Source organism: uncultured Parasphingorhabdus sp. (genome assembly GCF_963677535.2).
In the GTDB taxonomy this organism is placed as follows: Bacteria; Pseudomonadota; Alphaproteobacteria; order Sphingomonadales; family Sphingomonadaceae; genus Parasphingorhabdus.
The window spans coordinates 1,077,122-1,103,159 of sequence record NZ_CAXXUT010000003.1 but is presented as its reverse complement, the minus strand read 5'-3'; the positions used below and the strand labels follow the sequence as shown (position 1 = coordinate 1,103,159).

Below are 26,038 nucleotides of genomic sequence, written 5' to 3'. Positions count from 1 at the left end.
TAGTTACAACAAATGGCCGAAAGCAGGACAAGATAGTGGACGACAAGCGTAATATTATCATGGCGATACTCCTCACGGGGATCATCCTGTTCGGCTGGCCCTTGCTGATGGAGCAATTCTTCCCGGACATGGCCAACAAGAACGAAGTCGTTGAACAGGCCGATGCGCCGGCCAACGACCAGGTTGGCGGCGACGTTTCGGTTCCGGGTAACGGTAGCACGGACATCGGCGCTGCAGCCGCACCGGCCGCGATCAGGCCTCTGGCCACTGTCCTGCGCGAAAGCCCCCGCGTATTGATCGAGACACCACGTCTCCAGGGGTCGATCAATCTCAAGGGCGGTCGTATCGATGATCTCACCCTCACCGATCATACGGTTGATATGAGCAAGGATAGCAAGCCCGTCCGGCTCTTCGCACCGTCCGGCACCGAAAACGCCTATTTCAGCCGCGTCGGATGGGCCGGCGACGGCGTTGCTGTTCCCGACGACAATACGATCTGGTCTGCTGACCAGAGCCGGCTGACACCGGACACGCCAGTGACGCTAAGCTGGTCGAACGAAACCGGACAGACCTACAGGATTAAACTGTCGATCGACCCAGACTATCTGATCACTACCGAACAGAGCATCGTTAATCGCGGCGAGAATGCAATTGCGCTTCGACCTTACGGGCTGATCAACCGGAAGCGGGATCTCGACAATATTCCGGCCAATGAAGCCAGCACCTGGACCATCCACTCCGGTCCGGTCGGTGTCTATGAAGGCGCTGCCAATTATGACGTGGATTACGAAAATCTGGCCGGTGAAGAACCGGGCTTTTTTGCAGGTCTGTTCGGGACCTCCGCGGTGGCCGGAACCAACAGCTATGACAAGGAAGTCAGCTGGCTCGGCTTTACCGACAAATATTGGCTCGGCGCCCTGATCCCGGAAAATATCAACGATGTGGACGCCAAATTCCGTTCTGGCGGTGGCGATATTTTCCAGGCGGAAATCGCCAGGAAGAGCGCGCAGATTATCGCCCCCGGCAAACAGCTGACCACCACGACCCGGCTTTTCGCCGGCGCCAAGGAAAACGCGCTGCTGGAAAAATATGAAGCGGAATATGGTATCAAGAATCTGGATCGCGCGATTGACTGGGGCTGGTTCTACTGGTTCGAAAAACCGCTGTTCTATTTGCTCAACTGGCTGTTCAAACTGGTTGGTAACTTCGGGGTTGCCATCATATTGATGACTTTCGTCGTGCGCGGCCTCATGTTCCCGATCGCCCAGAAACAATTTGCCTCGATGGCGCAGATGCGCGCCGTGCAGCCGAAAATGAAGGCGATCCAGGAAAAATACAAGGACGACAAGCAGCAGCAGCAGCAGGAGATCATGAAGCTGTACAAAGACGAGAAGGTCAATCCGCTCGCCGGCTGCCTGCCGATTTTCCTGCAGATTCCGATCTTCTTCGCGCTCTATAAGGTGCTGATGCTGTCGATCGAGATGCGTCACCAGCCGTTCGTGCTGTGGATTCAGGATCTCAGCGCACCCGATCCGCTGACACCGGTCAATCTGTTCGGTCTGCTGCCGTTCGATCCGCCGAGCTTCCTGGCGGTCGGCATATTGCCGATCCTGATGGGCATCACCATGCATCTGCAGTTCAAGCTGAACCCGGCACCGATGGATCCGATGCAGAAGCAGATTTTCAGCATCATGCCGTGGATCCTCGTATTCATCATGGCGCCCTTTGCCGCCGGCCTGCAGCTTTACTGGACCGTGTCCAACATCCTCACCATCGCGCAGCAGAAATGGCTCTATTCCCGTCATCCGCAGATGAAGGAAATGATGGCGAAGGAAGCTGAGGAAAAAGCGAAAAAAGCGGCCGCTGACAAGGCCGGGGCATGACACCCCTTCATCCGAAAATCTTTTCGGGGCCTATCAGCTTTCTGAAAAGCGCGCCGCAACTGCAGTTTCTGCCGGATCCGAAGGTACCAGAAATTGCTTTTGCCGGCCGCTCCAACGTGGGCAAGTCATCGCTGATCAACGCGCTGACCAACCGCAATGGTCTGGCGCGGACGTCAAATACGCCCGGACGGACGCAGGAATTGAATTTCTTCGACATCGGCGATCCGCTGATCTTCCGGATCTGCGATATGCCGGGTTACGGATTTGCCAAGGCACCGCCAAAGGTGGTGCAGAAATGGCGCTTCCTGATCAACGACTATCTGCGCGGCCGGGCCGTTCTGAAGCGCACATTCGTACTGATCGATTCCCGCCACGGCATCAAGCCGGTCGACGAGGAAGTGATGGAAATGCTCGACAAGGCGGCTGTCAGCTACCGGATCGTGCTGACCAAGGCGGACAAGGTGAAGCAGGCGCAACTGGATGCCACGGCGGAACAGGTTGCGGCCATCGCCAAGAAACATCCTGCCGCCCATCCCGAGCTGCTGCTGACATCATCGGAAAAAAAACAGGGTATTGACGAACTGCGGCAAGCCGTACTCGACGCCGTGCAGGACTAGTCTGCCGGCGGCCTTAACGCTTTTCACTACACAGCGCGCCATATTTGGTTATGGAACAGACTATGAAACTGATAATCGGAAACAAAGCCTATTCCAGCTGGTCGATGCGCGGCTGGCTGGCGTGCAAACAGTCGGGCTTGTCCTTTGAAGAACTGACCGTGCCCCTGTTCGGCGATGACTGGGACCATGTCCGCGAGAGCGAGAATTTCGCACCGTCGGGTGGCAAGGTTCCGATCCTCTGGGACGGCGAGACCGTTGTCTGGGACAGTCTGGCGATTATCGACTGGCTGGCCGACAAGACTCACCGCGACCGTTTCTGGCCCAAGGACGAAACCGCACGCGGCATGGCCCGCTCGATGGCTGCCGAAATGCATTCCAGCTTCATGGCGCTGCGCCGGCAATGCCCGATGAACACCCGCAAGATTTACGAAGGGCTGGCGCTGAGCGACGAAGTCAAGGCCGACGCTGCCAGGATCATCGAACTCTGGGCGCAGGCGCGGGCGCGTTTTGGCAGCGGTGGACCGTTTCTGTTCGGGACCTATGGCGCCGCCGACATCATGTATGCACCGATCGTCTCCCGGTTCCAGACCTACGGATTCCGGCTGCCGGGGTTTGCCACCAGCTATATGCAAACGATATTGGACCATGAATGGACCGCGCAATGGATGGAGGCAGCCGAAGAGGAGCCATGGGTTGTCGAGCGGCTGGAAAATCCCGAAGCGGCAAATGGCTAGAGACCAGAACATGACCGCAGCACCAGCACTCGAACTGGCCAAAAGGCTGATCGCCCACAGCAGCATCACCCCCGCCACCGGCGGCGTTTTTGATGAAATGGAGGCCATGCTCGAGCCGCTGGGATTCGAGGTCACCCGCTTCATCGCCGGCGATCCGCCGGACGGGCCGGTCGAGAATCTTTTTGCCATTCGTAAAGGCCCCGCCGGTTCCCGCCACTTTGCCTATGCAGGGCATCTGGATGTCGTGCCGCCCGGTCAAGGCTGGCAAACCGATCCCTTTGTACCGGAAATCCGCGGCGACCTGCTCTACGGCCGCGGCGCTGTCGACATGAAGGGCAGTATCGCCGCCTTTGTCGCCGCGCTGCACGACGTCCCGGATGATCTGGGAACGATAAGCCTGATTATCACCGGCGACGAAGAAGGTCCCGCGCGCTTCGGGACGGTGGCGCTGATGGACCTGATGGCCGAGCGCGATATCATCCCCGATCTCTGCCTCGTCGGTGAACCGACGTCGGTAAACCGGCTGGGCGACATGATGAAGATCGGACGGCGCGGGTCGGTCAACATGTGGGTCACGGTCAATGGCACACAGGGCCATGTTGCCTATCCGCAAAACGCCGATAATCCGATCACTAAGCTGGGCAAAATCCTGAGCGAGATTGATGCGCTGCAACTGGATGAAGGCACCGACTGGTTCCAGCCGAGCAATATCGAATTTACCGACCTTCACGTCGGCAATCCGGCGCATAATGTAATCCCGGCCAAGGCAGAGGGGCGCCTGTCGATCCGCTTCAACGACCGGCATAGCGGCGAAAGCCTCAGCGCCATGGTGCAGGAAATCGTCGAGCGTCACGGCGGTGAACTGAAGCCGATTATTTCCGGCGAACCCTTTTTAACTCCGCCGGGCGAATTTTCCGACATCGTGTCCGGCGCAATTCGCGAGATCACCGGCGTAGAACCGGAACTGTCCACCTCGGGCGGAACATCGGACGCGCGGTTTCTCGCCAAAATCATGCCAGTGGTCGAGTTCGGTCTGTGCAATGCGACGATGCACAAGCTCGACGAAGCCGTTGCGGTTGAGGATCTGGAACAGCTCTCCAGAATTTTCACGCTGATCGTCAGGCAGGCCTTGCGCTGACCACCGGAGAGCCACAGCTCCTCGCCCCCGCTTAGCGGTGACGCCTCAATATGATGTAGAGCGCGCCGGCGCCGCCATGCCGGGGATGGGCCCGGCGCACGGTCGCAATATGCGCGGCATGGCGCGATGCCGCGAGCCAGTCGGAAATGGCAGAGCGTATTGCGCCGCGCCCGCCCGCCCGACGCCGTTCCTCGTCGCTACGGGCCTTGCCGGTAATCAGCAGGATCGCACGATGCCCGGCCGCGATGCTCAGTTCCAGCGCACTGTCGAGCCTGCCATGCGCGGAGGACAGGCTATAGCCGTGCAGATCAACCGTGACATCGGGATGGACCATGCCCTTGGCGAGGCGACGATCCCAGCCGCCGTCTAGGCCATGTTTGGTCGGTACCGGCTTCTGATCGCGCAGCGGGACGGCTTTGGCGGGTTTTCCGCCGAAACTTTCCGCCGTGATCGGCCCGGAAATATCGCGCGGCCGTCGGGCTACCGGAAGGTTTTCCACCCGTTTCACCCGCCCCTGGTCCAGCGGCTCGACGCTCTCGATAAATTTCTGCCAGAGCGCCTTTTCGCCGGCGGTAAGAGGCCGGTCCGGCATCGATTACTGGCCCGGGTTCCGGCGGGCTGCGACGAGCCGGGACACCGTTCCCTTCGGCAGGAAGATCAGCGCCTGACCGCGAGACGACATGCCGCCCGCGATTCGGGCCGCTTCCTCGCCGGCACCCCAGAATGTATCGAAACGGTTGGGCCCCTTGATCGCGCCGCCGCTATCCTGCGCCACCCAGAGACCATCGGCGATATCATGTTCCATATCGAGGAACACCGGCGCGCCCAGCGGCACGAACATCCGGTCCGCCGCGACCGAGGTCCGCGCGACCACCGGATGGCCCATCGCACCCAGAGGCCCCGGACCGGTCAGCTCCTGGAAAAAAACATAGCTTTTATTCTCGCGCATGATCTCCATGCCCGCTTGCGGATTGGCGCGCAGCCATTCGACAATGCCCTGCATATTGGTCTTGCCGTCAGCCAGCAGACCGCGTTCCCGCATCACCCGTCCGATACCGGTATAATCGTGGCCGTTCTGTCCGGCGTAACCGATTCGCATGACCGATCCGTCGGGCAGCAACAGCCGGCCGCTGCCCTGGATCTGCAGAAAGAAGAAATCGATATAGTCGCGGGCCCATGCTATCTCGAGACCCTGTCCGGCGAGCGCCCCGTCATCAATGGCCGCCCGGTCCTCGAAAGGCACCAGTTTGTTGCCGTCGACCTTGCCACGGACGCGCTTGTCTTTCAGCGCTTCGGAAAAAAGACCGAGATCGACATCGACCAAATTGGGAGGACGGCGATAGATCGGCACCGGATAGCGGGCATTCCGGACTCGCGAACCCTCAATCTGCGGCTCGAAATAGCCGGTGGCGAAAGCCTGGCCATCACCGACCTGCACCGCTTCGAAATAGGAGGTGAAAAAGCCGCTCGCGTCCCGCTCCGGCCAGCTCTGGGCAGCTTCGCACGACAACTGCCAGTCACCGCCTCTGGTCAGTCCGCTATTATCCTCACGCCGGACCAGGGAGGAGCAGCTTGTCCGATAGGATAGCAGCGCTGATGAGACCTTGGCGTCGGACAGTCGGAGCGTCGCGATATCCGGCCCCAGCGCGATGCCGGATCCGGTGGCGCGAGTCGGATCATCACCGATCTGCACGAGCTGACCCGGATCGACCGGCCGAAATGTCGCCGGCGCGCCATTTTGATAGGCCGGCGCTGTGGCGGCCGGCGCGGACTCGTCCTCGATGACCCATTCGCCATCTTGCTGCGCGGAATGGCTTTGCGCTGCGCCTTGGGGAATGATGGTCATGGAACAGGCACTGACCAGAGCCATCGCGCCGAAAAGCGTCCCGAATTTCATGACCCCGTTGCTCGCCGACCGGGGGTCAGGCCTCATCGGTTTCGTCGAGCAGCCAATTGGGATCAGCGCTGGAGAGATCGCGGCTGAAGGTCCAGACATCGTGGGTTTCGGCAGCATCGGAAAGCGAGCCGCCAATCAGATTGCCTTTCTTGTCCTTGACCACAGCAACGATATCGGCATCGAATTGCACCGTGATGCTGGCAACAGGCCGGCGATATTCCGCTGCCGAAATACGGGCATTGTCGATTCGCACCAGCTGGTTTTCCAGTATTTCGCCGCGTTTCTCGCGCGCGTCGATGACTTCGGCAAAGCTTTCGTAAACATCTTCGTCGCACAGCAGCTTCAATTCTTCCTTGTCGCCTTTCCAGAAAGCTTCCAGAATCATGCTGTAGGCGGCTTGCGCGCCCTCGATGAAGCGGCCGACATCAAAATTGCGATCGGCGCTGAGAATTTCCCGCATTCCGGCTTCGGCGCTGCTGTCATAGACCATATTCGGTGCACCGGCAGCCGCGTGGGCCGGAACGATATCCGGAATATGCGGCTTCGCGTCTTCCAGTGGGCGGCGATCGCCCGCACGCGGCTCGATATTGCGCGGCATATGTTCCTGCTCATGACCACTGCGCTTGCCCAGCACGGAATAGAGGCGCAGGCCAAGAAAGGCCGCTACCATTGCCAATAATATAATTTCGATGGTCACTTCAGTATCCAATCATGTCTTTGACCCTATACATAGGGGGAAACAGGGGCGGTTTCAAATAGCATTACTGAAAAAGCCGATCTGCCCCGGCTGGCCAGCTCTTTCTAGTGCCCGATTTGTGAACCTGCGCTTACAAATGGGTCCCGAGGCGGAGTGTCCGATCGGTGGTTTACTCTTTCGTTGCTCTCGGTTCTTTCCCCTGCTAGGCGCGCAGCGAACGGCGCGGCAATATGCGCTTGAGGACATGTTTGACTGATTTTCCGAAAGGACAGGCCCGATGGCTGATGAGAATGAAAAGGACGAAAGCAAAATGGAACCGAGCGGCAATGTGACCACCCCGGATCCGCTTGCCAATGGCGCCGATACCCAACCCCAAATCGGCGTGATTTCGCAATATGTGAAGGATCTTTCGGTCGAGAATCCCAATGCACCGGACGTCTACCAGTGGAACGCTCAGCCGCAGATTGATGTACAATTCAACATCGGCTCTTCCCAGATCTCCGATGAAGTTCATGAGGTCGAACTGAAAATCGATGTTACCGCCAAAGCGGACGAGGGCGTCGCCTTCGCGATCGAACTGCTCTATTGCGGCCTTTTCGGACTGCGCAATGTACCCGAAGACCAGGCGCATCCGTTTCTGTTCGCTGAAGCACCGCGGCTGCTCTTCCCCTTTGCCCGGGCGATCATCTCGGACGCCGTGCGCGACGCCGGTTTCCAGGCCCTGTTGCTCGAGCCGATTGATTTCACCGCACTTTACATGCAGCAGCGCGAACAGATGGCGGCACAGCAGACAGGCGAGCAACCGGTTGGCAACGCCTAGGCGATCTCGCTAGGGTTGCAGGGATGAACCTGCTGAAATCCACCGGGACGATCGCCGGGCTAACTCTGGTCAGCCGAATCTTCGGCTTCGTCCGCGATATCCTGCTGGCCCGGATGCTTGGTGCCGGTGCTGCAGCCGACGCCTGGCAGCTGGCTTTCCAGCTGCCCAATATTTTCCGCCGCCTGTTCGCGGAAGGCGCCTTCTCGGCGGCCTTTGTGCCGCTGTTCAACCGCAAGATGGAAGAAGACGAGAACCGGACGGCGGCGCAGAATTTCGCGATTGACGTGCTGTCGGTATTCGTGCCGCTGCTGCTGGTTTTTTCCGCGGTGATGATGCTCGTCATGCCCGGCATCATCTGGCTGATCGACGATTTTGGCAGAGGCGGCAGGACCGACGATTTTTCCATATCACTGGCGCGGATAACCTTTCCCTATCTCGGCCTGATCAGCATCACCACCCTGTTCGCGGCGATATTGAACTCGCTGAGCAAATTTGCGGCAGCGGCAGCAGCGCCGATCATGCTCAATATCTGCATGATCAGCGCGCTGCTCGCGGCGCATCTCGTCAATGACGGCAATGACCCGCGGCAAACCGCCTATTTTCTGGCCGTTGCCGTCGCGACCGCCGGCCTGGTGCAAATGCTCTGGCTTTACTATTGGGCGCGCAAGACCGGCTTCCGCTTTCCGCTCAAAATGCCGCGGTTCAACGCCGATGTGAAAGAGCTGGGCGTGCTGATCCTGCCCGCCGTGTTCGGTGCCGGCATCTACCAGATCAGCCGTTTCATCGATCTGTTCTTCCTCGGGCGGCTGCCGGAAGGGTCCTTTGTTTATCTGGCGATGGCAGACCGGCTGAACCAGCTACCGCTCGGCATTATCGGCATCGCGCTTGGCACCGCGATCCTGCCGGCGCTGTCGCGTTTCATCGCCAAGGAAGACCAGGGCGGTGCCCAGCGTCTGCAAAGCAATGCCATCGAACTGGGCCTGCTGCTCACTATTCCGGCCGCCATTGCCCTGTTTTTCGCCGCCGGACCGCTGGTCACCTCTTTCTATGTCGGCGGCAATTTTACCGCTGCCGACGGCCATACAACCGCTGCGGTTGTCGCCGCGCTGGTCATTGGATTGCCCGCCTATGTGCTGGTGAAGGTACTGATCCCGGGCTTTTTCGCCCGCAAGGATACCAAGACCCCGGTCTACACAGCAGCGATTTCGCTGATCATCAATATCGTGCTCAATCTTCTGCTGATTCCGCTCTACGGTATCAAGGGACTCGCCGTTGCCGGTGCGATCGCCGCCTGGTGCAATTGCGCGATGCTGTACACGATGCTCCACCGGCGGGGTCACTTCCATCTCGAATGGACTTTGTTGCTCCGGATCGGACGAATCACATTGTCTGCAGCCGGCATGGCGGTCGTGCTGGTCTATGCCGCGCCGATCGGGGAAGGCCTCTATGACGGGACGGTCTGGCAACGGGTCGGGTCTATCACCGCTCTGGTCAGCGTTGGCGGACTGGTTTATGCGGCACTCGCATGGCTGACAGGTGCGATCGATCGCGACAAGATCACCATGCTGACCAAGAAGAAAGCGGCAGAAGATGCCGCAAGCGAAGGAATTTGAAACAATGCGGACGGTATCGGGCATCCAGCCGACGGGAAATCTTCATCTCGGCAACTATCTGGGCGCGATCAAGAACTGGGTGAAGATGCAGGACGACAGCGAATGCCTGTTCTTCCTCGCCGACCTGCACGCCATCACCGTCCACAACGACCCCGCTGAACTGGCTTCGAACTGCCGCGAAATGGTCGCGGCACTGGTCGCCGCCGGCGTCGACCCCGACAAGTCCATCCTGTTCAACCAGGCCCGCGTGCCGGCGCATCCCGAACTGGCATGGATGCTGATCTGCAACACGCCGATGGGCTGGCTCGACCGGATGACCCAGTTCAAGGAAAAATCCGGCAAGCATAAACAGCGCGCCTCGCTCGGCCTTTACGGTTATCCTGTGCTGCAGGCGGCGGATGTCCTGCTTTATCAGGCGACCCATGTGCCCGTGGGCGACGATCAGAAGCAGCATCTTGAACTGGCCCGCGACATTGCGTCCAAATTCAACAGTGATACTGGCACCGAAACCTTCACTCTGCCGGAAGCCTTCATCGGCAAGACAGCGGCGCGGATCATGAGCCTGCGCGACGGCAACGCAAAAATGAGCAAATCGGATCCGTCCGATCTCAGCCGGATCAACATGAGCGACGATGACGATACGATCGCGCGCAAGATGAAAAAGGCAAAGACCGACCCGGAACCGCTACCCGACAATTTGGCCGATCTCGCCGGTCGCCCGGAAGCGAAAAATCTGATCGGCATATACGCCGCGCTCGCGGACCAGTCGCAGGACGCGGTCATCGCCGAATATGCCGGCAAGGGTTTTGGCGACTTCAAACCGGCACTGGCCGATCTGGCCGTCAGCACATTGTCGCCAATCCGCGAGCGGTTCGAGGAGTTGCGCAAGGACACGGATGCGATTGACGCGATTTTACGCGAAGGATCGGAAAAGGCTTCGGCTATGGCACGGCCAACGGTGGACGCCGCCTATACCGCGCTCGGTTTGCTGCGGGGCTAGTCTGCCCGCTGGCAATGCCGGAGTCACGACGGCGCAATAGACTTGCCTGCATCAGCATTTCCGGTAAATGCTAGACCATGGATATTATCTCAATACGCGGCGGAAACCGCCTGTCCGGCACAATTCCGATTTCCGGAGCCAAGAATAGCGCCCTGACCTTGCTGCCTTGCGCGCTGCTGACCGATGAACCGGTGACCCTGCGCAACCTGCCGCGACTGGCCGATGTCGACAGTTTCGGTCACCTGCTCAACCAGCTGGGTGTCTCGACCACAATCGAGGGAGCACGACCCGAGGATTTCGGCCGGGTGATGACGCTCAAAGCGGGCCGGATCACCTCGACCGAAGCGCCTTATGATATCGTCCGCAAGATGCGCGCTTCCATATTGGTGCTGGGGCCCTTGCTGGCCCGCGCCGGCGAATGCCGGGTCTCCCTGCCCGGCGGCTGCGCCATCGGCAACCGGCCGATCGATCTGCATCTCAAGGCTATCGAGGCGCTCGGCGCGACCATCGAGACCACCAGCGGCTATGTCATCGCGCGCGTTCCCGACGGCGGCTTGCCCGGCGGCGATTTCACCTTTCCCGTCGTCTCGGTCGGCGCAACGGAAAATGCCCTGATGGCAGCGGTACTGGCGAACGGCATCAGCGTGCTCAAAAACGCCGCACGGGAACCAGAAATTGTCGATCTCTGCAATATGCTGGTCGCCATGGGCGCGGAGATTGAAGGGATCGGTTCGTCGACCCTGACCATCACCGGTGTCGACCGGTTGCACGGCTGCACCTACCGGGTGATGTCCGACCGGATCGAGGCGGGCAGCTATGCCTGTGCTGTCGGCATTGCCGGCGGTGAAGTCGATCTGCTCGCCGCCAAGGCCGACGAAATGGAAGCCACGCTCGATGCATTGCGCCATGCCGGGCTGCAAATCGATGTCCACGCAAAGGGCATCCGGGTTTCCTCCGACGGCAAGCTGAAACCCCTCACCCTGTCCACCGCGCCTTATCCCGGCCTGGCCACCGACATGCAGGCGCAGCTGATGGCCATGCTCTGCCTCGCCGATGGCGCCAGCGTGCTCACCGAGACCATTTTCGAGAACCGCTATATGCACGTGCCCGAACTCAACCGGATGGGCGCCGATATCGAGACCAAGGGCCGCACCGCCGTGGTAAGAGGCGTGCAGAAACTGACCGGCGCGCCGGTCATGGCTACCGACCTGCGGGCCTCGATGAGTCTTGCCATTGCCGGACTGGCGGCCGAAGGCGAAACCCGATTGCAGCGCATTTACCATCTCGATCGCGGCTACGAGCGGCTGGAGGAAAAACTGGCCGCCGTAGGAGCGGATATCGAGCGTATCGGCGGCGATTAACCCCCTCTCGCTAGCACTTATGGCAGCTTGTCTTTGCGGCGCTTTTGCCGTGTAGTCTCCCGATAATCAGGAGAGGACGAGTCCATGTTTTCAGGGCCGATAGAAGACCGATTGGCAATTCGCGAACTGCATGATGCCTATTGCGATGCCGTACTGCGGAAAGATCCCGAAGACTGGGGCGCATTATGGACAGAAGATGCTGTCTGGTCGCTCATGGGCACCGAGGTGGTCGGTCGCGAGAATATCGTCAATCTCTGGAACGGTGCCATGGCCCAGTTCGACGCTGTCAGCTTTCTCGGCATCCCCGGAAGCCTCGCGATAACCGGCGAGACCGCTTCGGGCCGCTACCAGACCCACGAGATTTTGGTCGAAAAGGGCGAACCCCGGATCGCGGGCGGCCGCTATGACGATGAATTTGTGAAAATCGACGGCCAGTGGCTGTACAGCAAACGCATATTCAACGTCGTCGCGCAGATGAGCGGCAAAAAGTTTTAGAGGAGCATCACCATGGCGAAAATATTGATCGCTGCGCATATCGACGTGGAACCGGCAACCCGCAAGGAATGCCTGAAGCAAGCCCAACCCTTCATCGATGGCGCGCTGAGCCAGGACGGCTGCCTCTGCTACAGTTGGGCCGCCGACATGCATAATCCGTCGCGCATCGAAGTGTTCGAGGAATGGACCGACGAGGAAGCCCTCGCCCGGCATTTCCAGAATGTCCATTATGCCAATATGCTTGCCCATATCGGCAGCTTCGGCCTGATCAACGCTGTCAGCGCCAAATATCGGGTCGATGCCGAAGGGCCCGTATATAATGCAGATGGCAAGCCCACCCCGTCGTTTGACTAGCATAAACAGGAATCTGTCATGAACGAAGCCGTATCCAAATCCCTTTTTCAACCCGAGATTCTGGTTGATCCATTCGATTTCTACGAAGAGAAGCGCGCGGAAAGCCCGGTCTTTTTCGATGAAGCCAGCGGCACCTATGTTGTCCTGGATTATGACCTGATTTCCGAAGCGGTTGGTCGGCTGGATGATTTCTCCAACAATTTCAATGCACTGCTTTCCGGCGGAAAAAGCGAGGAAGAGCTGGCAAATGACGAGGAACTGCAGGCCATCCAGGCCAAGGGCTGGCCGCAGGTCAACACCCTGCTAACCGCCGATCAGCCGGTTCACACGCGGTTCCGCAAACTGGTCAATCTCGCTTTCTCGATGCCGAAAGTGAACAAGCTGGAAGACAGTATGCGGGCAATGTCGAACGAATTGATCGACGGCTTTATCGACAAGGGCGAGTGCGAATTTGTCGAGGAATATGCCATCCCGATGCCGGTCCGCACGATTGCCGTGCAACTGGGGCTCGACGTGGCCGACGAGCATACGATCAAGCGCTGGACCAACGCCTTTGTCGACCGCCTGTCCGGCATGATGACTCGCGAGCGGCAGCTGGAGACCGAACGCGAAGTGGTGGAATATCAGCACGCGCTCAAAGCCAATATGGATGAACGGCGCAAGGAAGCGAAAAACGATATTCTGTCCGACCTGGTCAATGCGCAGGTCGATGGCGAGCGGCCGCTCGACGATGCCGAATCCCTGTCGATCGTCCAGCAGCTGATGGTCGCCGGCAATGAAACCACGACGGCGGCGCTGGCCGAAGGCATGCGGCTTTTCGCCACCAATCCGGATCAGTATAAGATGATCCAGGACGATCCGTCGCTGATCCCCAATGCGGTCGAGGAAGTGCTGCGCATGTCGAGCGGGTCGTCGGGAATCTGGCGGGTGATGCACCGCGATGCCGAACTGGGCGGGGTGATGCTGCCGAAGGGCGCGATGGTGATGATGCGCTATCATGCGGCCAATCGCGATCCCAAGCAGTTCGAGAACCCGAACGAATTCCGGGTCGACCGCAAGAATGCCCGCACCCATATGGCCTTCGGCAAGGGCATCCACATGTGCGTCGGCAATATGTTGTCGCGCAAGGAAATGACCGTGTCCTTCCAGCAATTTGCCAAGCGGATGGACAATATCCGCATCAAGGAGGGCGCAGAGCTCAACTATCCGCCCAACATGATGCTGCGCGGACTGGCCAATCTGCCGATCGAATTTGACAAGAAATAGGCTGGAAACGGCAGACCAGAAAGCGGGAATGTACGATGGGCATGATGGATGGAAAAGTCGCACTGATCTCGGGCGGCGCAGAAGGTATCGGCGGCACCGCCGGACAACGCGTTGTCGAGGAAGGCGGCTCGGTGATGCTGGCCGATATCCAGATCGACAAGGCCAGGGAGCTGGCGGATTCGCTGGGCGACCGCGCCGATGCGGTCGAACTGGATGTCCGCAATCTGGACCAGTGGCAGGCCGCCGTCGATGCCACGAAGAAGCGCTTTGGCAAAATGACGACCTTGTTCAACGTCGCCGGCATTTCGGAACCCGGATCGGTTGACGAGGTTGATCTCGACAGCTGGAACCGGACCATCGATATCAATATGCAAGGTACATTCTACGGCTGCCGCGTTGGCCTTCCGGCGATCCTTGAAAGCGGCGAAGACGGCGCGATTGTCAATATCGGCTCGATGCTTGCCATGCGGCCCGGCGCCCAGTTCGCCGCCTATTGCGCCAGCAAGGCTGCCGTCACTTCGCTGAGCAAATCGCTTGCTCTTCATTGCGCTGCCGAAAAATATCCGGTGCGGGTCAACACCGTTCACCCCGGTGCCATCGATACACCGATGTACCAGCGCTATCTCGCCGCCTATCCCGGACCGCATGAAGAAGCGGTGGAACTGTTCAATCGCAACCATCCGATCAATCGGGTCGGTGAGGCGGTCGAGGTTGCGAATGCGATGCTATGGCTGGCCAGCGACCTGAGCAGCTTTACCACGGCCAATGACATCACCGTCGACGGTGGCGGCAGCTACCGCGAATAGCACCCAAAAAAAAGGCGGCCGGAGCGGGGCCACCTTTTCAACCGGATGATGTGAAATGCGGTATCCGGCGTTATGAGTTCACCTTCGTCTTCTAGCGGCCGTTGCTCGCCACAATGTCGACAACCGTTCCACCACCCGAACGCTTGTTCAGGGTGATCACATAGGCGCTATCGTCATTCGGCTTCGAGCCGCCGAGAACATGTTCGCTGCCGCGCAACAGATATTCCGCGTCATAGCCGCCCTGTTTGGCCTTGGTATAATAGAAGTCGACAATATTCTTGATCGGTGTCGCGGTGGTGAAACTGACCACCCGCAAATCGCATTTTCCGGCTGCTTCCTGTACATTGGCTTTCGGATAAACCGCAAATTCCGGCGGCATTTTGTTCGCCCAGGCCATGTCATAGGTCAGCTTGTCCTTGCACACCGGCTTGTTTTCGCGCGCGGCCTGCAACTCAGCCTTGTCTCCCAATGTCAGGGTTTCATCATCGGATGTCATTTGCCGCGGTTTTGGCGCCGCCAGCATTTTCCCGCCAAGCGCCGCCTTGGCAGCCGCGCTCCCGTCTGCACCGGTCCCCGGTGGCACCGATCCGTCTGCCGCGCCATTGGCACCGCGTATGGCGTTGCGGTTTGCCTGTTCGGTAAGCTCGGGATCGACCAGAATTGCATCTTCCAGCGCATCGTTCATTGCCGGATCGGAAGTCAGATTGTCGTCCAGCTTTGCCAGCTCTTCTTCACTCGCCTCGTTGCTGCCACAGGCTGCCAGCGTCAGCGGCAGTGCGAGCGCCGCAGCGGACAGCCACAAGGATCGGGATAGATTAGACATGCAATTAGCTCCTGAATTTAGGGAATTACATGGATAAAAAGCGTTAATATTCCGTTAGGGAATCTGGTTAATCGGGTGACTTTCCGTTAACTTTTTGTCCTGAAACGGGATAATCAACCGAACGTATCCGGCCCGTCCATTTCTCCGAAACGGATCAGCCGCGAGGTCATCACAGCCGCCTGACGATTGACCACAGCCTTTTTATATTCCGCATCGGTGACCATTTCCATGAAAGCACCGCTATTGGGGTAACGCGCAATGAAAGATGAATCCCATTGCTTGTCATCCGGGCCGATCACCATACATTCCATCTGACCCCGCCAAATCACTGTGCCGCCGACCCGCTGGAATATCGGACCGCTGGTCTTGCCATATTCTTCATAGGCGCGCGCACCGCTCCATCCCTTGCCGGCATTGGGATGATCCGCAGGATATTGCGCCTCTTCATGGAAGCGAAGCAGATTGAGCATATTGATCGGCACATCGCGCGGCAGCGCCTTGAATGCGTCGAAACTCTCTCGTGTCGGGTCGAGATAGCGGTCTTCCGTCATGATCATTCTCCTACTGGAATATTTTTCTGTTTTCCATCCACTGGTCGCGCGATTGCCCCCAGTCGTCAACCCGTGCATCCTGATAGGGTGCGGGCAACCGTGTCGCACCGCGGTTTGTCGAACCCAGCCGCTCCGCCAACCGGATCGACGCCCGATTGGCCGGATCAATCGTATGGCAGATATCGCTCCAGCCCAGCGTGTCTACCGCATAGTTCATGCTCGCCACCGCCGCTTCCAGGGCATAGCCCTTGCCAGCAAAGTCCGGCGCAACGCCCCAGCCTATCTCTGTTCCCGGCCAGCCGTCGGGATACCAGGGTCCGATCCGCCCGATCCACTGGCCGCTGTCCTTCAGGATCAGAGAGAACATGGCGAAGCCGCGTACATGCCACGCCCCCACCATGGCGCACAGGTCGCGCCAGCTTTCCGCCCGGCTTTTCGCGCCGCCAATGAAAGTCATGGTGGTGGCATCCGACTGGAAGTCCGCCCAGGCTTCGAAATCGTCGGCATTGGGCGGTCGCAGGATCAAACGCCCGGTTTCGATTCTGATATTCTCTACAGCCATTGCCAGTCTTCCTCCCGGACGGTCAGCCTACTATGAGCCTGTTTGATTGGAAATGCTTGAAATCAGGGTGCACTACTCCTACAATACAGTAATGTTCAATCTTATTTCCATCCTGATCGGTATAATTGCCCTGATACTCTCTTTCATCGGCCTGGTTCCCCTGCTCGGATGGACCAACTGGCTGATCTTGCCGATTGCCGGCGTCGGTGCGCTGTTCGGGCTGCTTTCATCCCGCGCAAGCGGCATGTATTTCTGCATTATCGTGATGTGCCTCTGCGCCTTCCGGCTTTGGATCGGTGGCGGCATCATCTGATCCTGCGGTCGGTTTTTGCGACCGATAGGATTTCTTGATTGCCCGGTGTCGGCGCGAGGCTTAAGCGCTGAAAAATGTCCAGCGCGCTCTCCTCCCGTCGAATAGGTCTTGTTCAGGCCCTGACCGCCTGCATATTCTGGGGTCTGATGCCGGTCTATTTCAAGCTGCTGCAAAATGTCGGCGCGCTGGAAGTGGTCGCTCACCGTATCGTCTGGTCGGTGCCGCTGTTGCTTGTCATCCTTTATGTTCGCAAGAATCTGGCCAGTCTGGCATCCGCGCTGGCGAATGCCAAATTGCGGCGGGCAATGTTGGCCAGCGCCTCGCTGATTGCCGCCAACTGGCTCATCTATGTTTGGGCTGTCCATCAGGATCATATTCTGGCGGCCAGCCTAGGCTATTTTATCAGCCCGTTGCTCAGCGTCCTGATGGGCAGGCTGTTTCTAGGTGAAAAGCTCTCCCGCGTAAAATGGATCGCGATTGCCATCGCAACCGCCGGTGTATCGGTGCTGGCGCTGCAAGCCCTTGATACGCTCTGGATCAGCCTAGCGCTGGCGATGAGCTGGAGTAGCTACGGTCTGGTGCGTAAGATTGCCGACATCGGGCCGATTGTCGGGCTGACCGCAGAGACGGGCATGCTGTTTCTGCCATTCACCCTGTTGCTGGTCTGGCTGACCATCGCCGCGCCTTCTTCCGCCACCGGCCTGCATCTCGGCGATGACCCTATCATTGACCTGTTGCTGATCGGGGGTTCAGTCGTCACCGCCATCCCGCTGCTGCTGTTCGCTTCGGCGGTCAAGAAGATGACGCTAGGCGCCATCGGCCTGCTCAACTATCTTGCACCAACGATCCAGTTTCTGGTCGGCGTCCTGATCTACAAGGAAGCGCTGACACCCTCGCACATCGCCTGCTTTGTGCTGATCTGGATCAGCCTGGCGATCTTCTCGACCGATTCCTATCTGACGAGCAAGGCCGAACGGAATCTGCAGTCTGCCTGATCCTTTGCGGGATGCGAAACTAGAGAATATGCCAGTTCAGCACGGATCCGGCGTGAAAGGGAACCAGATTCGCGCCGCCCGATTCGATCTCGGCCGGTATCATTGTCTCGCGCCGTTCCAGACTGACGGTCGCTTCATTGACCGGCAAGCCATAGAATGCCGGACCATGTATCGATGCGAAACCCTCCAGCCGGTCGAGCGCATCCTCTTCCTCGAACACCGCCACATAGCTTTCCAGCGCATAGGGTGCATTGAAAATCCCGGCACAACCACAGGCAGATTCCTTGGCGTGAATTTCATGCGGCGCGCTGTCGGTGCCGAGGAAATATTTCGGTGATCCGGACGTTGCTGCCTTGCGCAGCGCCAGCCGGTGCCGCTCCCGTTTCGCTACCGGTAGACAATAAGCGTGCGGACGCATGCCGCCCACCAGCATGGCATTGCGGTTGATATGCAGATGATGCGGTGTGATTGTGGCCGCAATATTGGGACCGGCGCTATCAACGAACTGAACCGCCTCCTCGGTGGTGATATGTTCGAACACGATTTTCAGATCCGGCAGTTTCGCGATCAGCTGTTTCAGGATCTGCTCGATAAACACCGCTTCGCGATCAAAAATGTCGATCTCCGCGTCGGTCACTTCGCCATGGACCAGCAGCGGCATACCAATCTCCTGCATCCGTTCGAGCACCGGCATGATATGGGCCACATCGGTAACCCCGTGGGCGCTATTGGTCGTCGCATTGGCGGGATAGAGCTTCGCGGCGGTGAAGATACCGTCAGCGTGCCCCACGGCGATGTCGTCTGCATCGGCATCATCGGTCAGATAGCAGGTCATCAGCGGTGTGAAATCGGAGCCAGCGGGCAAGGCTGCCATGATCCTGTCCCGATAGGCTGCGGCATCGGCAGCACAGGTCACGGGGGGCGAAAGATTGGGCATGACGATCGCCCGACCGAACTGCTTTGCAGTAAACGGGGCAACCGCTTCCAGCATCGCACCATCGCGAAGATGGAGGTGCCAGTCGTCCGGACGGCGTATGGTAATCGTGTCGGTCATATTGCTCCGTGCAAAGGCTTGGTTTTTGGCTCCGCACACCCTACCTAATTGCCATGACCGAAACCAGACTTAATGACCGCGCCATCGTCCGTCTCTCGGCAACCGATGGGTCAGAAGATATCCGGGCATTCCTGCAGGGGCTGGTCACACAGGATATGACCGATGTGCTGGAAGGTGCGCCGCAATGGTCGGCGCTGCTCACCGCCCAGGGGAAAGTCCTGTATGATTTTATCCTGTGGGTCGACGGCGACGCGATCCTGATCGACTGCGAGGAAGAACAGGCCGATGCGCTGGTCAAGCGGCTGAAACTCTACCGGCTGCGCCGCAAGATTGAGATCGCCCGGGACGATAGCCTTGGCGTTTACTGGGCCTTGAACGCCATCAACCAGCCAGCTGATCCGCGACTGGCCGCACTGGGCCATCGCTGGCTGGCCGAAGCAGGGCAAGGTAAAGCGGCCGACGAAGCCTATCGGAAGCACCGCCTGTCATACGGCGTGACCGAGGGGGTTGCGGAATTGGGCAGTGACAAGACCTTGTGGCTGGAGTGCAACGCAGCCGAACTAAACGGCGTCAGTTTCACAAAGGGCTGTTATGTCGGTCAGGAGAATACCGCACGGATGAATTACCGGCAGAAGGTCAACCGGCGCATTGTCGTCGTACCGGTCGCGCAGGCGGATGAAAAACGCCAACGCATCGTCTATCGGGACCTGGGTCTGTCAATCGAACATCGCCGTGTCGATGATCTGGAGACGCTCGATCTGCCCGACTGGCTGCGAAAGGCGCTTTGACGGAGAGCTGACAGGCAGCAGCCTTCGCTGCGATGCCCGTCATGTCTCAATCTGATCGGGCGTACTCAGGCAGCGTCGCTTTCTTCGGTTGCCTTGGGTTTCGTCACCCGTTTCTTACGCGCCGGTTTCTTTTCCACCTCGACCTCGGCCGACTGTGAAATTGCCGGTGGCAGGGCGCTGGCATCAAGACCGTTGCTCTCGCCATTTTTCTCGGCCGTGTCGGCGTGATCCGTGGCCGCTTCAACCTTGCGCGGACGGCGGCTTCGAACCGGTTTTTTCTTTTCCGGCGTTTCATCCGTGGCTGTTTCGGCTTCGTCAGTCCGCTCATCCCGTTTCGGACGGCTTTGCTGTGTCTGCTGGGAACGGCTGCGCTGTCCATTGCCTTCATGGTCGGCGGAATCATCCTGGCCATTGCCACGATTGTCATTCCGGTTGTCCGACCGGTTATCGCCACGCGCTTCTTCGCGCGCAATCCGCTGTTCCTCACGGCGGGCGATCGTATCGGCATTCACGCGGAAATAATGGTCGGCAAATTGATGATAATATTCGGCCTGGACGCGGTCGCCATTGACCTGCGCGTCCTGCGCCATTTTCTTGTATTTATCGAGCATCTGCGCAGCGTTGCCGCGCGCACGGTTATCGATGCGGTTATCGCGATCCGATCCACCACCGCGGTTACCCTGCGAGCGGTTATTGGTGTTCCGGCTGCGCCCACGGCGGCCAGGCTGACGATTGTTCATCAAATTTTAGGTATCCTTATACCGATAATAAACTTGGTCTTTCTCAAGTCATAGCCACACTCTGGCGGCGATTGCGCTACGGACAACCTGTCCACAGCGGCCCATACAAGACAAATGCACGCCGAAAACCAGCAACATTATCGAGTTGGGGGCAGGCCAGAGATTTAGGGAAAAAGCCAGAAATCCTCTGGGCCTGAGCAAGTCTTAGCGAGTCGCTCGGTCAAATCCAAGCCCTTTTTAGTGGCGGAGTACCAGCAAGCGGTCATTTCCACCTAAATCCTGTTTTAATTCAACATGATAACCACTATCCGAGGCCAGTTGCGAAACCGGTTTCGCCTGATCAAAACCAATTTCCAGCATCGCAATTCCCCTTGGCGAGAGCAGTTTTCCCAGCGCCGGAATGATGATCCTGTAATCGTCCAGCCCCTCGGCACCGGCGAACAAGGCCCGATGCGGCTCAAAACCGGCGACATCCGCAGAGAGGCGGGTACCGGTAGAGATATAGGGCGGGTTGGCGAGGACCAGATCGAAGCCGGAACCGAGCGCGCTCGCCCAGTCTGCCGAGGTCCAGTCGAGCAACAGGAAACGGGCACGATCGGCCAGTCCGAGCGCATCCGCATTCTCGTGGGCGACCTGCAGCGCGGCCGCGCTGGCATCCATGGCCAGCCCCCGGCTTTCCGGAAATTCATGCAGCGCCGCGAGCAGAAGCGCGCCGCTGCCCGTGCCCAGATCGGCGATGCGCTGCGGATGTGCGGAAGCAAACAGGCGGACCGCTTCCTCGATCAGCAATTCGCTGTCGGGCCGGGGAATCAGGACATCGGATGTAACCCGGAAATCGAGGCCCCAGAATTCCTTTCTGCCAATGATATGGGCGACCGGTTCCGAGCGCTGGCGCCGTTCGACCAGAGCGGAAAATCCCAAGGGCGCTTCCAGTCCGGGTAGATTCAGCAACAGTTGGGACCGTTCCATCTGCAGCGCGTGGGCCATCAGTAATTCCGCGTCCAAGCGCGGGCTGTCGGAGATATCCGACAGTTTCCGGGCCGCCTCGCGCAAGGCGGCGGCTGCTTCACCCATCCAGATTGGCGAGCCGGCTGGCTTCATCCTCAGCGATCAGCGCGTCTACCAGTTCACCAAGGGCGCCGCCCTCAACAATCTCGGGCAGCTTGTGCAGCGTCAGGTTGATCCGGTGGTCGGTGACCCGCCCCTGCGGATAATTATAGGTGCGGATGCGCTCCGAACGGTCGCCGGAACCGACCATCGACTTGCGCGCTTCCGCCTCTTCGCTCTGCACCGCATCGCGCTCCTGCTCGTAGAGCCGCGCCGCCAGGACCTTCATCGCCTGCGCCTTGTTCTTGTGCTGCGACTTGCCGTCCTGGCATTGCACGACAAGACCGGTCGGCAAATGGGTTATGCGGATCGCGCTGTCGGTCTTGTTGACATGCTGGCCACCGGCGCCGCTCGCCCGATAGGTGTCGATGCGCAGATCTTCGGTGCGGATTTTCACATCCACTTCTTCCGGTTCCGGCAAAATGGCAACGGTCGCCGCCGAGGTATGAATACGCCCGCCGCTTTCGGTTTCCGGCACCCGCTGCACTCTGTGAACACCGGACTCGAACTTCAGCTTGGCGAACACCCCCTTGCCCTGAATATTGGCAACAACTTCCTTGAACCCGCCGACTTCCGAAGCATTGGCGGAAATCATTTCGACCTTCCAGCCCTGATCCTCGGCATAGCGGCTATACATGCGGAACAGATCGCCGGCGAAAAGCGCCGCTTCATCGCCGCCGGTACCGGCGCGGATTTCGAGCATCGCGGGACGGTCATCGGCGCTGTCCTTGGGCAGCAATTGCAGCGCCAGCGCATGTTCGGCCTGTTCCAGCGCCTTTTTTACGCCGTCCACCTCGTCGGCGGCCATGGCCTTCATCTCGGCATCATCACCGGCGAGCATCTCGGCCAGCCCCGCTTGCTCGTCACGCAGATTCTTGACCTTTGCCGCGGCCTCGGCCACCGGTTCGATCTCGGCATATTCCTTGGAGACAGAGACAAATTTGTCGCTGTCGAGATCACCAGACGCCATCATCGCCTGCAACTCGGCAAAACGCGCTTCTATCTGCGCCAGTCTCTGGGGAGTGATGGTGGTCAATCACTCTCTCCCGAAGACATCACATCCTGTTCCAATGCCTGAATATCGGAGTCGAGCTCATCAAGGTCGTCGGCAAATCTCAGGTCCCACATTTTTTCCGCAATCTCTGCGATATCCAGCCCCGTCCGCTCGCCGGTCGCCAAATTTTTAAACTGCAGCTTGCCGGAGGCCAGCTCGTCTTCGCCAATGATGATTGCCGCCAGCGCGCCCGCCTGATTGGCGCGCGCCATCCGTTTCTTGAACTTCCCGCTTCCGAAAATATCGGATGAAAAGCCGGTCTTGCGCAGTTCGTTCGCTACCGACAGCGCCTTGACCGTGGCTTCATTGCCCATCGGCACAATCGCCAGCTCCAATGAAGCTTCGGGCGCTTCGGCCAGCAACATGCCCAAACGCTCGATACCGGCGGCCCAACCGACAGCAGGCGTCGGGGGACCGCCGAGAGTCTCGATCAAGCCATCATAGCGTCCGCCGGCCAGCACGGTTCCCTGCGCGCCCAAACGATCCGTGACAAATTCAAAAGCGGTGTGGCGATAATAGTCCAGACCACGCACCAGCCGGCTGTTGCGGGTCCAGGCCACGCCGCAGGCATCCAGGCCCTCGGTGACCTGCGCAAAAAAATCTCTCGCCTCGGTCGACAGATAAGCGTCAATATCCGGAGCCGCATCAGCGATCGGACGGTCCTGCCGTACCTTGCTGTCAAGAATCCGCAACGGGTTGCGCTCCAGCCGGTCCTGGCTGTCTTCCGACAGGTCCTTGCGATGCGCCTGAAAATGCTCGACCAAAGCGTCGCGCCAGGCATCCCGGCTTTCCGCGTCACCCAATGTATTCAGCTGCAGTGTCACGCCATCGGCAATGCCCAGTTCCTGCAAAAGCTGGTCGGCAAAGCAAAGCAATTCGACATCCGCAGCCGCTTCGCCTGCGCCGATGATTTCCGCATCCAGCTGGTGAAACTGTCTGTAGCGGCCCTTCTGCGGGCGCTCATAACGAAAGATTGGGCCATGGGCGGACAGCTTGAGCGGCATGTGCTGCTGCCAGCCATTGGTCAGGAACGCACGCGAAATCCCCGCGGTAAATTCCGGCCGCAGGGTCAGGCTGTCCCCGCCGCGGTCCTCGAAGCTGTACATTTCCTTGGACACCACGTCGGTGGTCTCGCCGAGCGAGCGGGCGAATACCGCGGTCGGTTCGAACACCGGCAGTTCGACGCCCCTGAATCCATACAGCCGCCGCACGCGTTCGAACGTCTCGACAACATGCTGGAAACGCTCCTGCTCTTCGCCGAATATATCCTGGGTGCCCCGTACGGGCTGGGGTGTCTGTATCTTTGCCATGGGGAGCGCTTTAGCCAGTGAAGCGGCAAAGCGGAAGTGGCTTATTTGCACATGGACTCTGGACGAAAGTTGCAAAATCCCCCATTTACACGCGCCAATCATCAAGGGAATTTGTGCGAATGCGCCTGGTTGCTATTTTCGGTCTGGTCCTGACCCTCGGCATTTCTACAGCAGCGGCAGCCATGCCGGAAAGCCTCAGCAAGCCGGACTATGTTGCGCCCCAGGATAGCATTCCCGCGCCACAGGACATCCCCTATCCCGGCACCATGACCCTCACCGTCGACGCGCGCGATCATGAACAGGGCATTTTCCGCGTCAGCCAGACCATACCGGTGGCAAAAGCCGGTCCTCTCACCCTGCTCTATCCGGAATGGCTACCCGGCAATCACGCGCCGCGCGGCGAGATCGAAAAGCTCACCGGACTGGAAATCACTGCCAATGGCGAAAAGCTGGCCTGGGTCCGCGACGATGTCGATGTCTTTGCCTTCCATCTCGATGTGCCCGAGAATGTCGGCACGATCAGCGCGAAATTCCAGTTCGTCTCCGCCACCACCAGCAGCCACGGCCGCATTGTCATGGCGCCGTCGATGCTCAACCTGCGCTGGCACCAGGTGTCGCTCTATCCGGCCGGCTATTATGTCCGGCAGATTCCGGTCGAGGCGACGGCCATCTATCCGGAAGGCTGGCAGGCCGCGAGCGCCCTGCGCCCGAAATCGACCAGCGGCAACACCGTCATCTATCAGAAGACCGATTATGACACGCTGGTGGACAGCCCGGTCTTTGCCGGACGGCATTTCCAGACGCATCAGCTGACCAGCCGCGTCCATCTCAACATCGTCGCCGACGACGCCAAATTCCTGAAGCCCAAAAAGGACCATATCGCCCGGCACATCAAACTGGTCAGGGAAGCAGAAGCTCTGTTCGGCAGCCACCCTTACGACCGCTATGATTTCCTGCTGGCGCTGACCGAAGAAATGGGCGGCATCGGTCTGGAGCATCACCGGTCGTCTGAAAATGGCGTGAACCGCGAATATTTTACCAATTGGGACAGCGGGCCGGGCCGGCGCAATCTGCTGCCGCACGAGATTACCCACGCCTGGAATGGCAAATATCGCCGCCCCGCCGGCATGTGGACGCCCGATTTCCGGCAACCGATGCGCGACAACCTTCTCTGGGTCTATGAGGGGCAGACGCAATTCTGGGGCTATGTGCTGGGCGCGCGATCCGGACTCTATTCCCAACAGGATACGCTGGACGCCCTCGCGGCGATCGCGGCGGGCATGGACCAGCGGGTCGGGCGCAGCTGGCGCCCCTTGATCGACACGTCCCATGATCCGATTATCGCGGCCCGGCGGCCCAAGCCATGGACCAGCTGGCAGCGCGCGGAAGACTATTATAACGAAGGACTGCTGATCTGGCTCGAGGCCGACCAGATCATCCGGCGTGAATCGGGCGGCAAAAAGTCGCTGGAGGATTTCGCCCGCGCCTTTTTTGGCGGCAAAAACGGCGACTGGGGCGTCGTTACCTACGAGCGGCAAGATGTGATCGCGGCGCTGAACAGGATCCAGCCTTACGATTGGAACGCCTTTATCGAGGAACGGGTCTACCGGACCAGCAGCGAGGCCCCGAAGGACGGCCTTGTCCTCGGCGGCTACCGGCTCGTCTTTGTCGACAAGCCGAGCGCCTATATTCTGGCCAATGACAGGCGGCGCAAGCAGCTCGACCTCAGCCATGGTATCGGCCTGATAATGGGCAGCAAGGGGGCCATCAAATCGGTAATCTGGGACAGTCCGGCATTCCGGGCGGGCCTGAAGCCGGGGCTGACCATATCGGCGGTCAACGGCAAGGCCTATAGCGACGAAGCGCTCAAGCAGGCGATCGAGGAGAATCGCGGCCGAGAGGGCATGATCGATATTTTTGCAAAAAATGGTGATGCCTATCACAATTTTATGGTCGACCATTCCGACGGCCTGCGCTATCCGGCGCTCGAGAAAATCACCGGAGAGGGTGTTGATCTAAAAGGCGGCATAGACCGTCTGTTGCAACCAAAAACCAGATAA

At 59.2% G+C, this 26,038-nt stretch carries 27 protein-coding genes; 16 read left to right on the top strand and 11 right to left on the bottom strand.

From position 1 onward, the window contains the following. Window positions 1–35 precede the first annotated feature (35 nt). The 4 genes from yidC to dapE all read left to right on the top strand — a co-directional run bounded on the left by yidC (window position 36) and on the right by dapE (window position 4,372). Window positions 36–1,883: a membrane protein insertase YidC gene (gene yidC / locus ACHZCJ_RS12240; RefSeq protein WP_321326776.1), complete on the top strand. Its 1,848-nt coding sequence runs from the start codon at window positions 36–38 to the stop codon at window positions 1,881–1,883. Continuing rightward, entirely contained in the window at window positions 1,880–2,500 is a 621-nt protein-coding gene (yihA, locus tag ACHZCJ_RS12235; protein ID WP_159647155.1) for a ribosome biogenesis GTP-binding protein YihA/YsxC, read from the top strand. The genes yidC and yihA overlap by 4 nt, the downstream gene beginning before the upstream one ends. A 62-nt stretch (window positions 2,501–2,562) precedes the next feature. Next, window positions 2,563–3,234 (top strand): glutathione S-transferase family protein, encoded by a 672-nt coding sequence (locus ACHZCJ_RS12230; RefSeq protein ID WP_159647153.1) that lies wholly within the window; start codon window positions 2,563–2,565, stop codon window positions 3,232–3,234. A 10-nt stretch (window positions 3,235–3,244) separates the two neighbouring features. Then, the gene (dapE, locus tag ACHZCJ_RS12225) at window positions 3,245–4,372 is read left to right on the top strand and encodes a succinyl-diaminopimelate desuccinylase (RefSeq protein ID WP_394700112.1); all 1,128 of its coding nucleotides are present in this window, start codon (window positions 3,245–3,247) and stop codon (window positions 4,370–4,372) included. Between the two features lie 31 nt (window positions 4,373–4,403). On the opposite strand, the gene ACHZCJ_RS12220 is transcribed toward dapE, so the two are convergent. Genes ACHZCJ_RS12220 through ACHZCJ_RS12210 form a run of 3 tightly spaced genes read right to left on the bottom strand, consistent with a single transcriptional unit; the run spans window position 4,404 to window position 6,966 of the window. After that, complete coding sequence (locus tag ACHZCJ_RS12220) at window positions 4,404–4,964, bottom strand: Smr/MutS family protein (RefSeq protein ID WP_321326771.1); 561 nt, start codon at window positions 4,962–4,964, stop codon at window positions 4,404–4,406. A 3-nt stretch (window positions 4,965–4,967) separates the two neighbouring features. Beyond that, entirely contained in the window at window positions 4,968–6,269 is a 1,302-nt protein-coding gene (locus ACHZCJ_RS12215) for a murein transglycosylase A (RefSeq protein WP_321326769.1), read from the bottom strand. Between the two features lie 25 nt (window positions 6,270–6,294). Further along, a complete protein-coding gene (locus ACHZCJ_RS12210) occupies window positions 6,295–6,966 on the bottom strand; it encodes a Tim44/TimA family putative adaptor protein (RefSeq protein WP_159647147.1) in 672 nt (223 codons plus the stop codon). 310 nt (window positions 6,967–7,276) lie between these two features. Here ACHZCJ_RS12210 and secB point away from each other — a divergent pair, with 310 nt between their 5' ends. The 8 genes from secB (at window position 7,277) to ACHZCJ_RS12170 (ending at window position 14,681) form a co-directional block, all read left to right on the top strand. Further along, complete coding sequence (secB, locus tag ACHZCJ_RS12205; protein ID WP_236554196.1) at window positions 7,277–7,786, top strand: protein-export chaperone SecB; 510 nt, start codon at window positions 7,277–7,279, stop codon at window positions 7,784–7,786. Window positions 7,787–7,809: 23 nt separating this feature from the next. Continuing rightward, window positions 7,810–9,399 (top strand): murein biosynthesis integral membrane protein MurJ, encoded by a 1,590-nt coding sequence (gene murJ, locus ACHZCJ_RS12200; RefSeq protein WP_321326767.1) that lies wholly within the window; start codon window positions 7,810–7,812, stop codon window positions 9,397–9,399. Window positions 9,400–9,403: 4 nt separating this feature from the next. Next, on the top strand, window positions 9,404–10,399 hold the full coding sequence (trpS, locus tag ACHZCJ_RS12195) for a tryptophan--tRNA ligase (RefSeq protein WP_321326765.1): 996 nt from the start codon (window positions 9,404–9,406) through the stop codon (window positions 10,397–10,399). Between the two features lie 77 nt (window positions 10,400–10,476). Continuing rightward, window positions 10,477–11,760 (top strand): UDP-N-acetylglucosamine 1-carboxyvinyltransferase, encoded by a 1,284-nt coding sequence (gene murA, locus ACHZCJ_RS12190; protein ID WP_321326763.1) that lies wholly within the window; start codon window positions 10,477–10,479, stop codon window positions 11,758–11,760. A gap of 111 nt (window positions 11,761–11,871) precedes the next feature. After that, complete coding sequence (locus tag ACHZCJ_RS12185) at window positions 11,872–12,255, top strand: nuclear transport factor 2 family protein (RefSeq protein ID WP_321326761.1); 384 nt, start codon at window positions 11,872–11,874, stop codon at window positions 12,253–12,255. A gap of 12 nt (window positions 12,256–12,267) precedes the next feature. After that, window positions 12,268–12,609, top strand: a complete 342-nt coding sequence (locus tag ACHZCJ_RS12180; RefSeq protein ID WP_321326759.1) for a putative quinol monooxygenase — start codon at window positions 12,268–12,270, stop codon at window positions 12,607–12,609. A gap of 18 nt (window positions 12,610–12,627) precedes the next feature. Next, a complete protein-coding gene (locus ACHZCJ_RS12175) occupies window positions 12,628–13,875 on the top strand; it encodes a cytochrome P450 (protein WP_321326757.1) in 1,248 nt (415 codons plus the stop codon). A 41-nt stretch (window positions 13,876–13,916) separates the two neighbouring features. Further along, complete coding sequence (locus tag ACHZCJ_RS12170; protein WP_236554029.1) at window positions 13,917–14,681, top strand: SDR family oxidoreductase; 765 nt, start codon at window positions 13,917–13,919, stop codon at window positions 14,679–14,681. A 91-nt stretch (window positions 14,682–14,772) separates the two neighbouring features. Here ACHZCJ_RS12170 and ACHZCJ_RS12165 read toward each other — a convergent pair whose 3' ends face one another. The 3 genes from ACHZCJ_RS12165 to ACHZCJ_RS12155 form a co-directional block, all read right to left on the bottom strand. Next, window positions 14,773–15,504 (bottom strand): hypothetical protein, encoded by a 732-nt coding sequence (locus tag ACHZCJ_RS12165; RefSeq protein ID WP_321326754.1) that lies wholly within the window; start codon window positions 15,502–15,504, stop codon window positions 14,773–14,775. A 113-nt stretch (window positions 15,505–15,617) separates the two neighbouring features. Next, entirely contained in the window at window positions 15,618–16,055 is a 438-nt protein-coding gene (locus ACHZCJ_RS12160) for a DUF1330 domain-containing protein (RefSeq protein WP_159647131.1), read from the bottom strand. A gap of 10 nt (window positions 16,056–16,065) precedes the next feature. After that, window positions 16,066–16,617 (bottom strand): GNAT family N-acetyltransferase, encoded by a 552-nt coding sequence (locus ACHZCJ_RS12155; protein ID WP_321326751.1) that lies wholly within the window; start codon window positions 16,615–16,617, stop codon window positions 16,066–16,068. A 91-nt stretch (window positions 16,618–16,708) separates the two neighbouring features. On the opposite strand from ACHZCJ_RS12155, the gene ACHZCJ_RS12150 reads away from it, so the two are divergent. After that, window positions 16,709–16,930, top strand: a complete 222-nt coding sequence (locus tag ACHZCJ_RS12150) for a hypothetical protein (protein WP_321326748.1) — start codon at window positions 16,709–16,711, stop codon at window positions 16,928–16,930. A gap of 74 nt (window positions 16,931–17,004) precedes the next feature. Next, complete coding sequence (gene rarD, locus ACHZCJ_RS12145; protein WP_321326746.1) at window positions 17,005–17,925, top strand: EamA family transporter RarD; 921 nt, start codon at window positions 17,005–17,007, stop codon at window positions 17,923–17,925. A 19-nt stretch (window positions 17,926–17,944) separates the two neighbouring features. Here the strand turns inward: rarD and pyrC are convergent, their stop codons facing one another. Beyond that, window positions 17,945–18,979, bottom strand: a complete 1,035-nt coding sequence (gene pyrC, locus ACHZCJ_RS12140) for a dihydroorotase (protein ID WP_321326744.1) — start codon at window positions 18,977–18,979, stop codon at window positions 17,945–17,947. Between the two features lie 53 nt (window positions 18,980–19,032). Between pyrC and ACHZCJ_RS12135 the strand changes: the two genes are divergently transcribed. After that, window positions 19,033–19,767 carry a folate-binding protein gene (locus ACHZCJ_RS12135; RefSeq protein ID WP_321326742.1) on the top strand — a complete coding sequence of 245 codons (735 nt, stop codon included), beginning with the start codon at window positions 19,033–19,035 and terminating at the stop codon, window positions 19,765–19,767. 65 nt (window positions 19,768–19,832) lie between these two features. Here the strand turns inward: ACHZCJ_RS12135 and ACHZCJ_RS12130 are convergent, their stop codons facing one another. From ACHZCJ_RS12130 to hisS, 4 genes are all read right to left on the bottom strand, one after another. Beyond that, on the bottom strand, window positions 19,833–20,507 hold the full coding sequence (locus ACHZCJ_RS12130; protein WP_321326740.1) for a DUF4167 domain-containing protein: 675 nt from the start codon (window positions 20,505–20,507) through the stop codon (window positions 19,833–19,835). A 237-nt stretch (window positions 20,508–20,744) separates the two neighbouring features. After that, on the bottom strand, window positions 20,745–21,581 hold the full coding sequence (gene prmC / locus ACHZCJ_RS12125) for a peptide chain release factor N(5)-glutamine methyltransferase (RefSeq protein WP_321326738.1): 837 nt from the start codon (window positions 21,579–21,581) through the stop codon (window positions 20,745–20,747). Further along, the gene (gene prfA / locus ACHZCJ_RS12120; RefSeq protein ID WP_321326736.1) at window positions 21,574–22,650 is read right to left on the bottom strand and encodes a peptide chain release factor 1; all 1,077 of its coding nucleotides are present in this window, start codon (window positions 22,648–22,650) and stop codon (window positions 21,574–21,576) included. The genes prmC and prfA overlap by 8 nt, the downstream gene beginning before the upstream one ends. Further along, window positions 22,647–23,978, bottom strand: coding sequence for a histidine--tRNA ligase (hisS, locus tag ACHZCJ_RS12115; RefSeq protein WP_321326734.1), 1,332 nt, complete (start codon window positions 23,976–23,978; stop codon window positions 22,647–22,649). The genes prfA and hisS overlap by 4 nt, the downstream gene beginning before the upstream one ends. A gap of 119 nt (window positions 23,979–24,097) precedes the next feature. Here hisS and ACHZCJ_RS12110 point away from each other — a divergent pair, with 119 nt between their 5' ends. After that, complete coding sequence (locus ACHZCJ_RS12110; RefSeq protein ID WP_321326732.1) at window positions 24,098–26,038, top strand: peptidase M61; 1,941 nt, start codon at window positions 24,098–24,100, stop codon at window positions 26,036–26,038.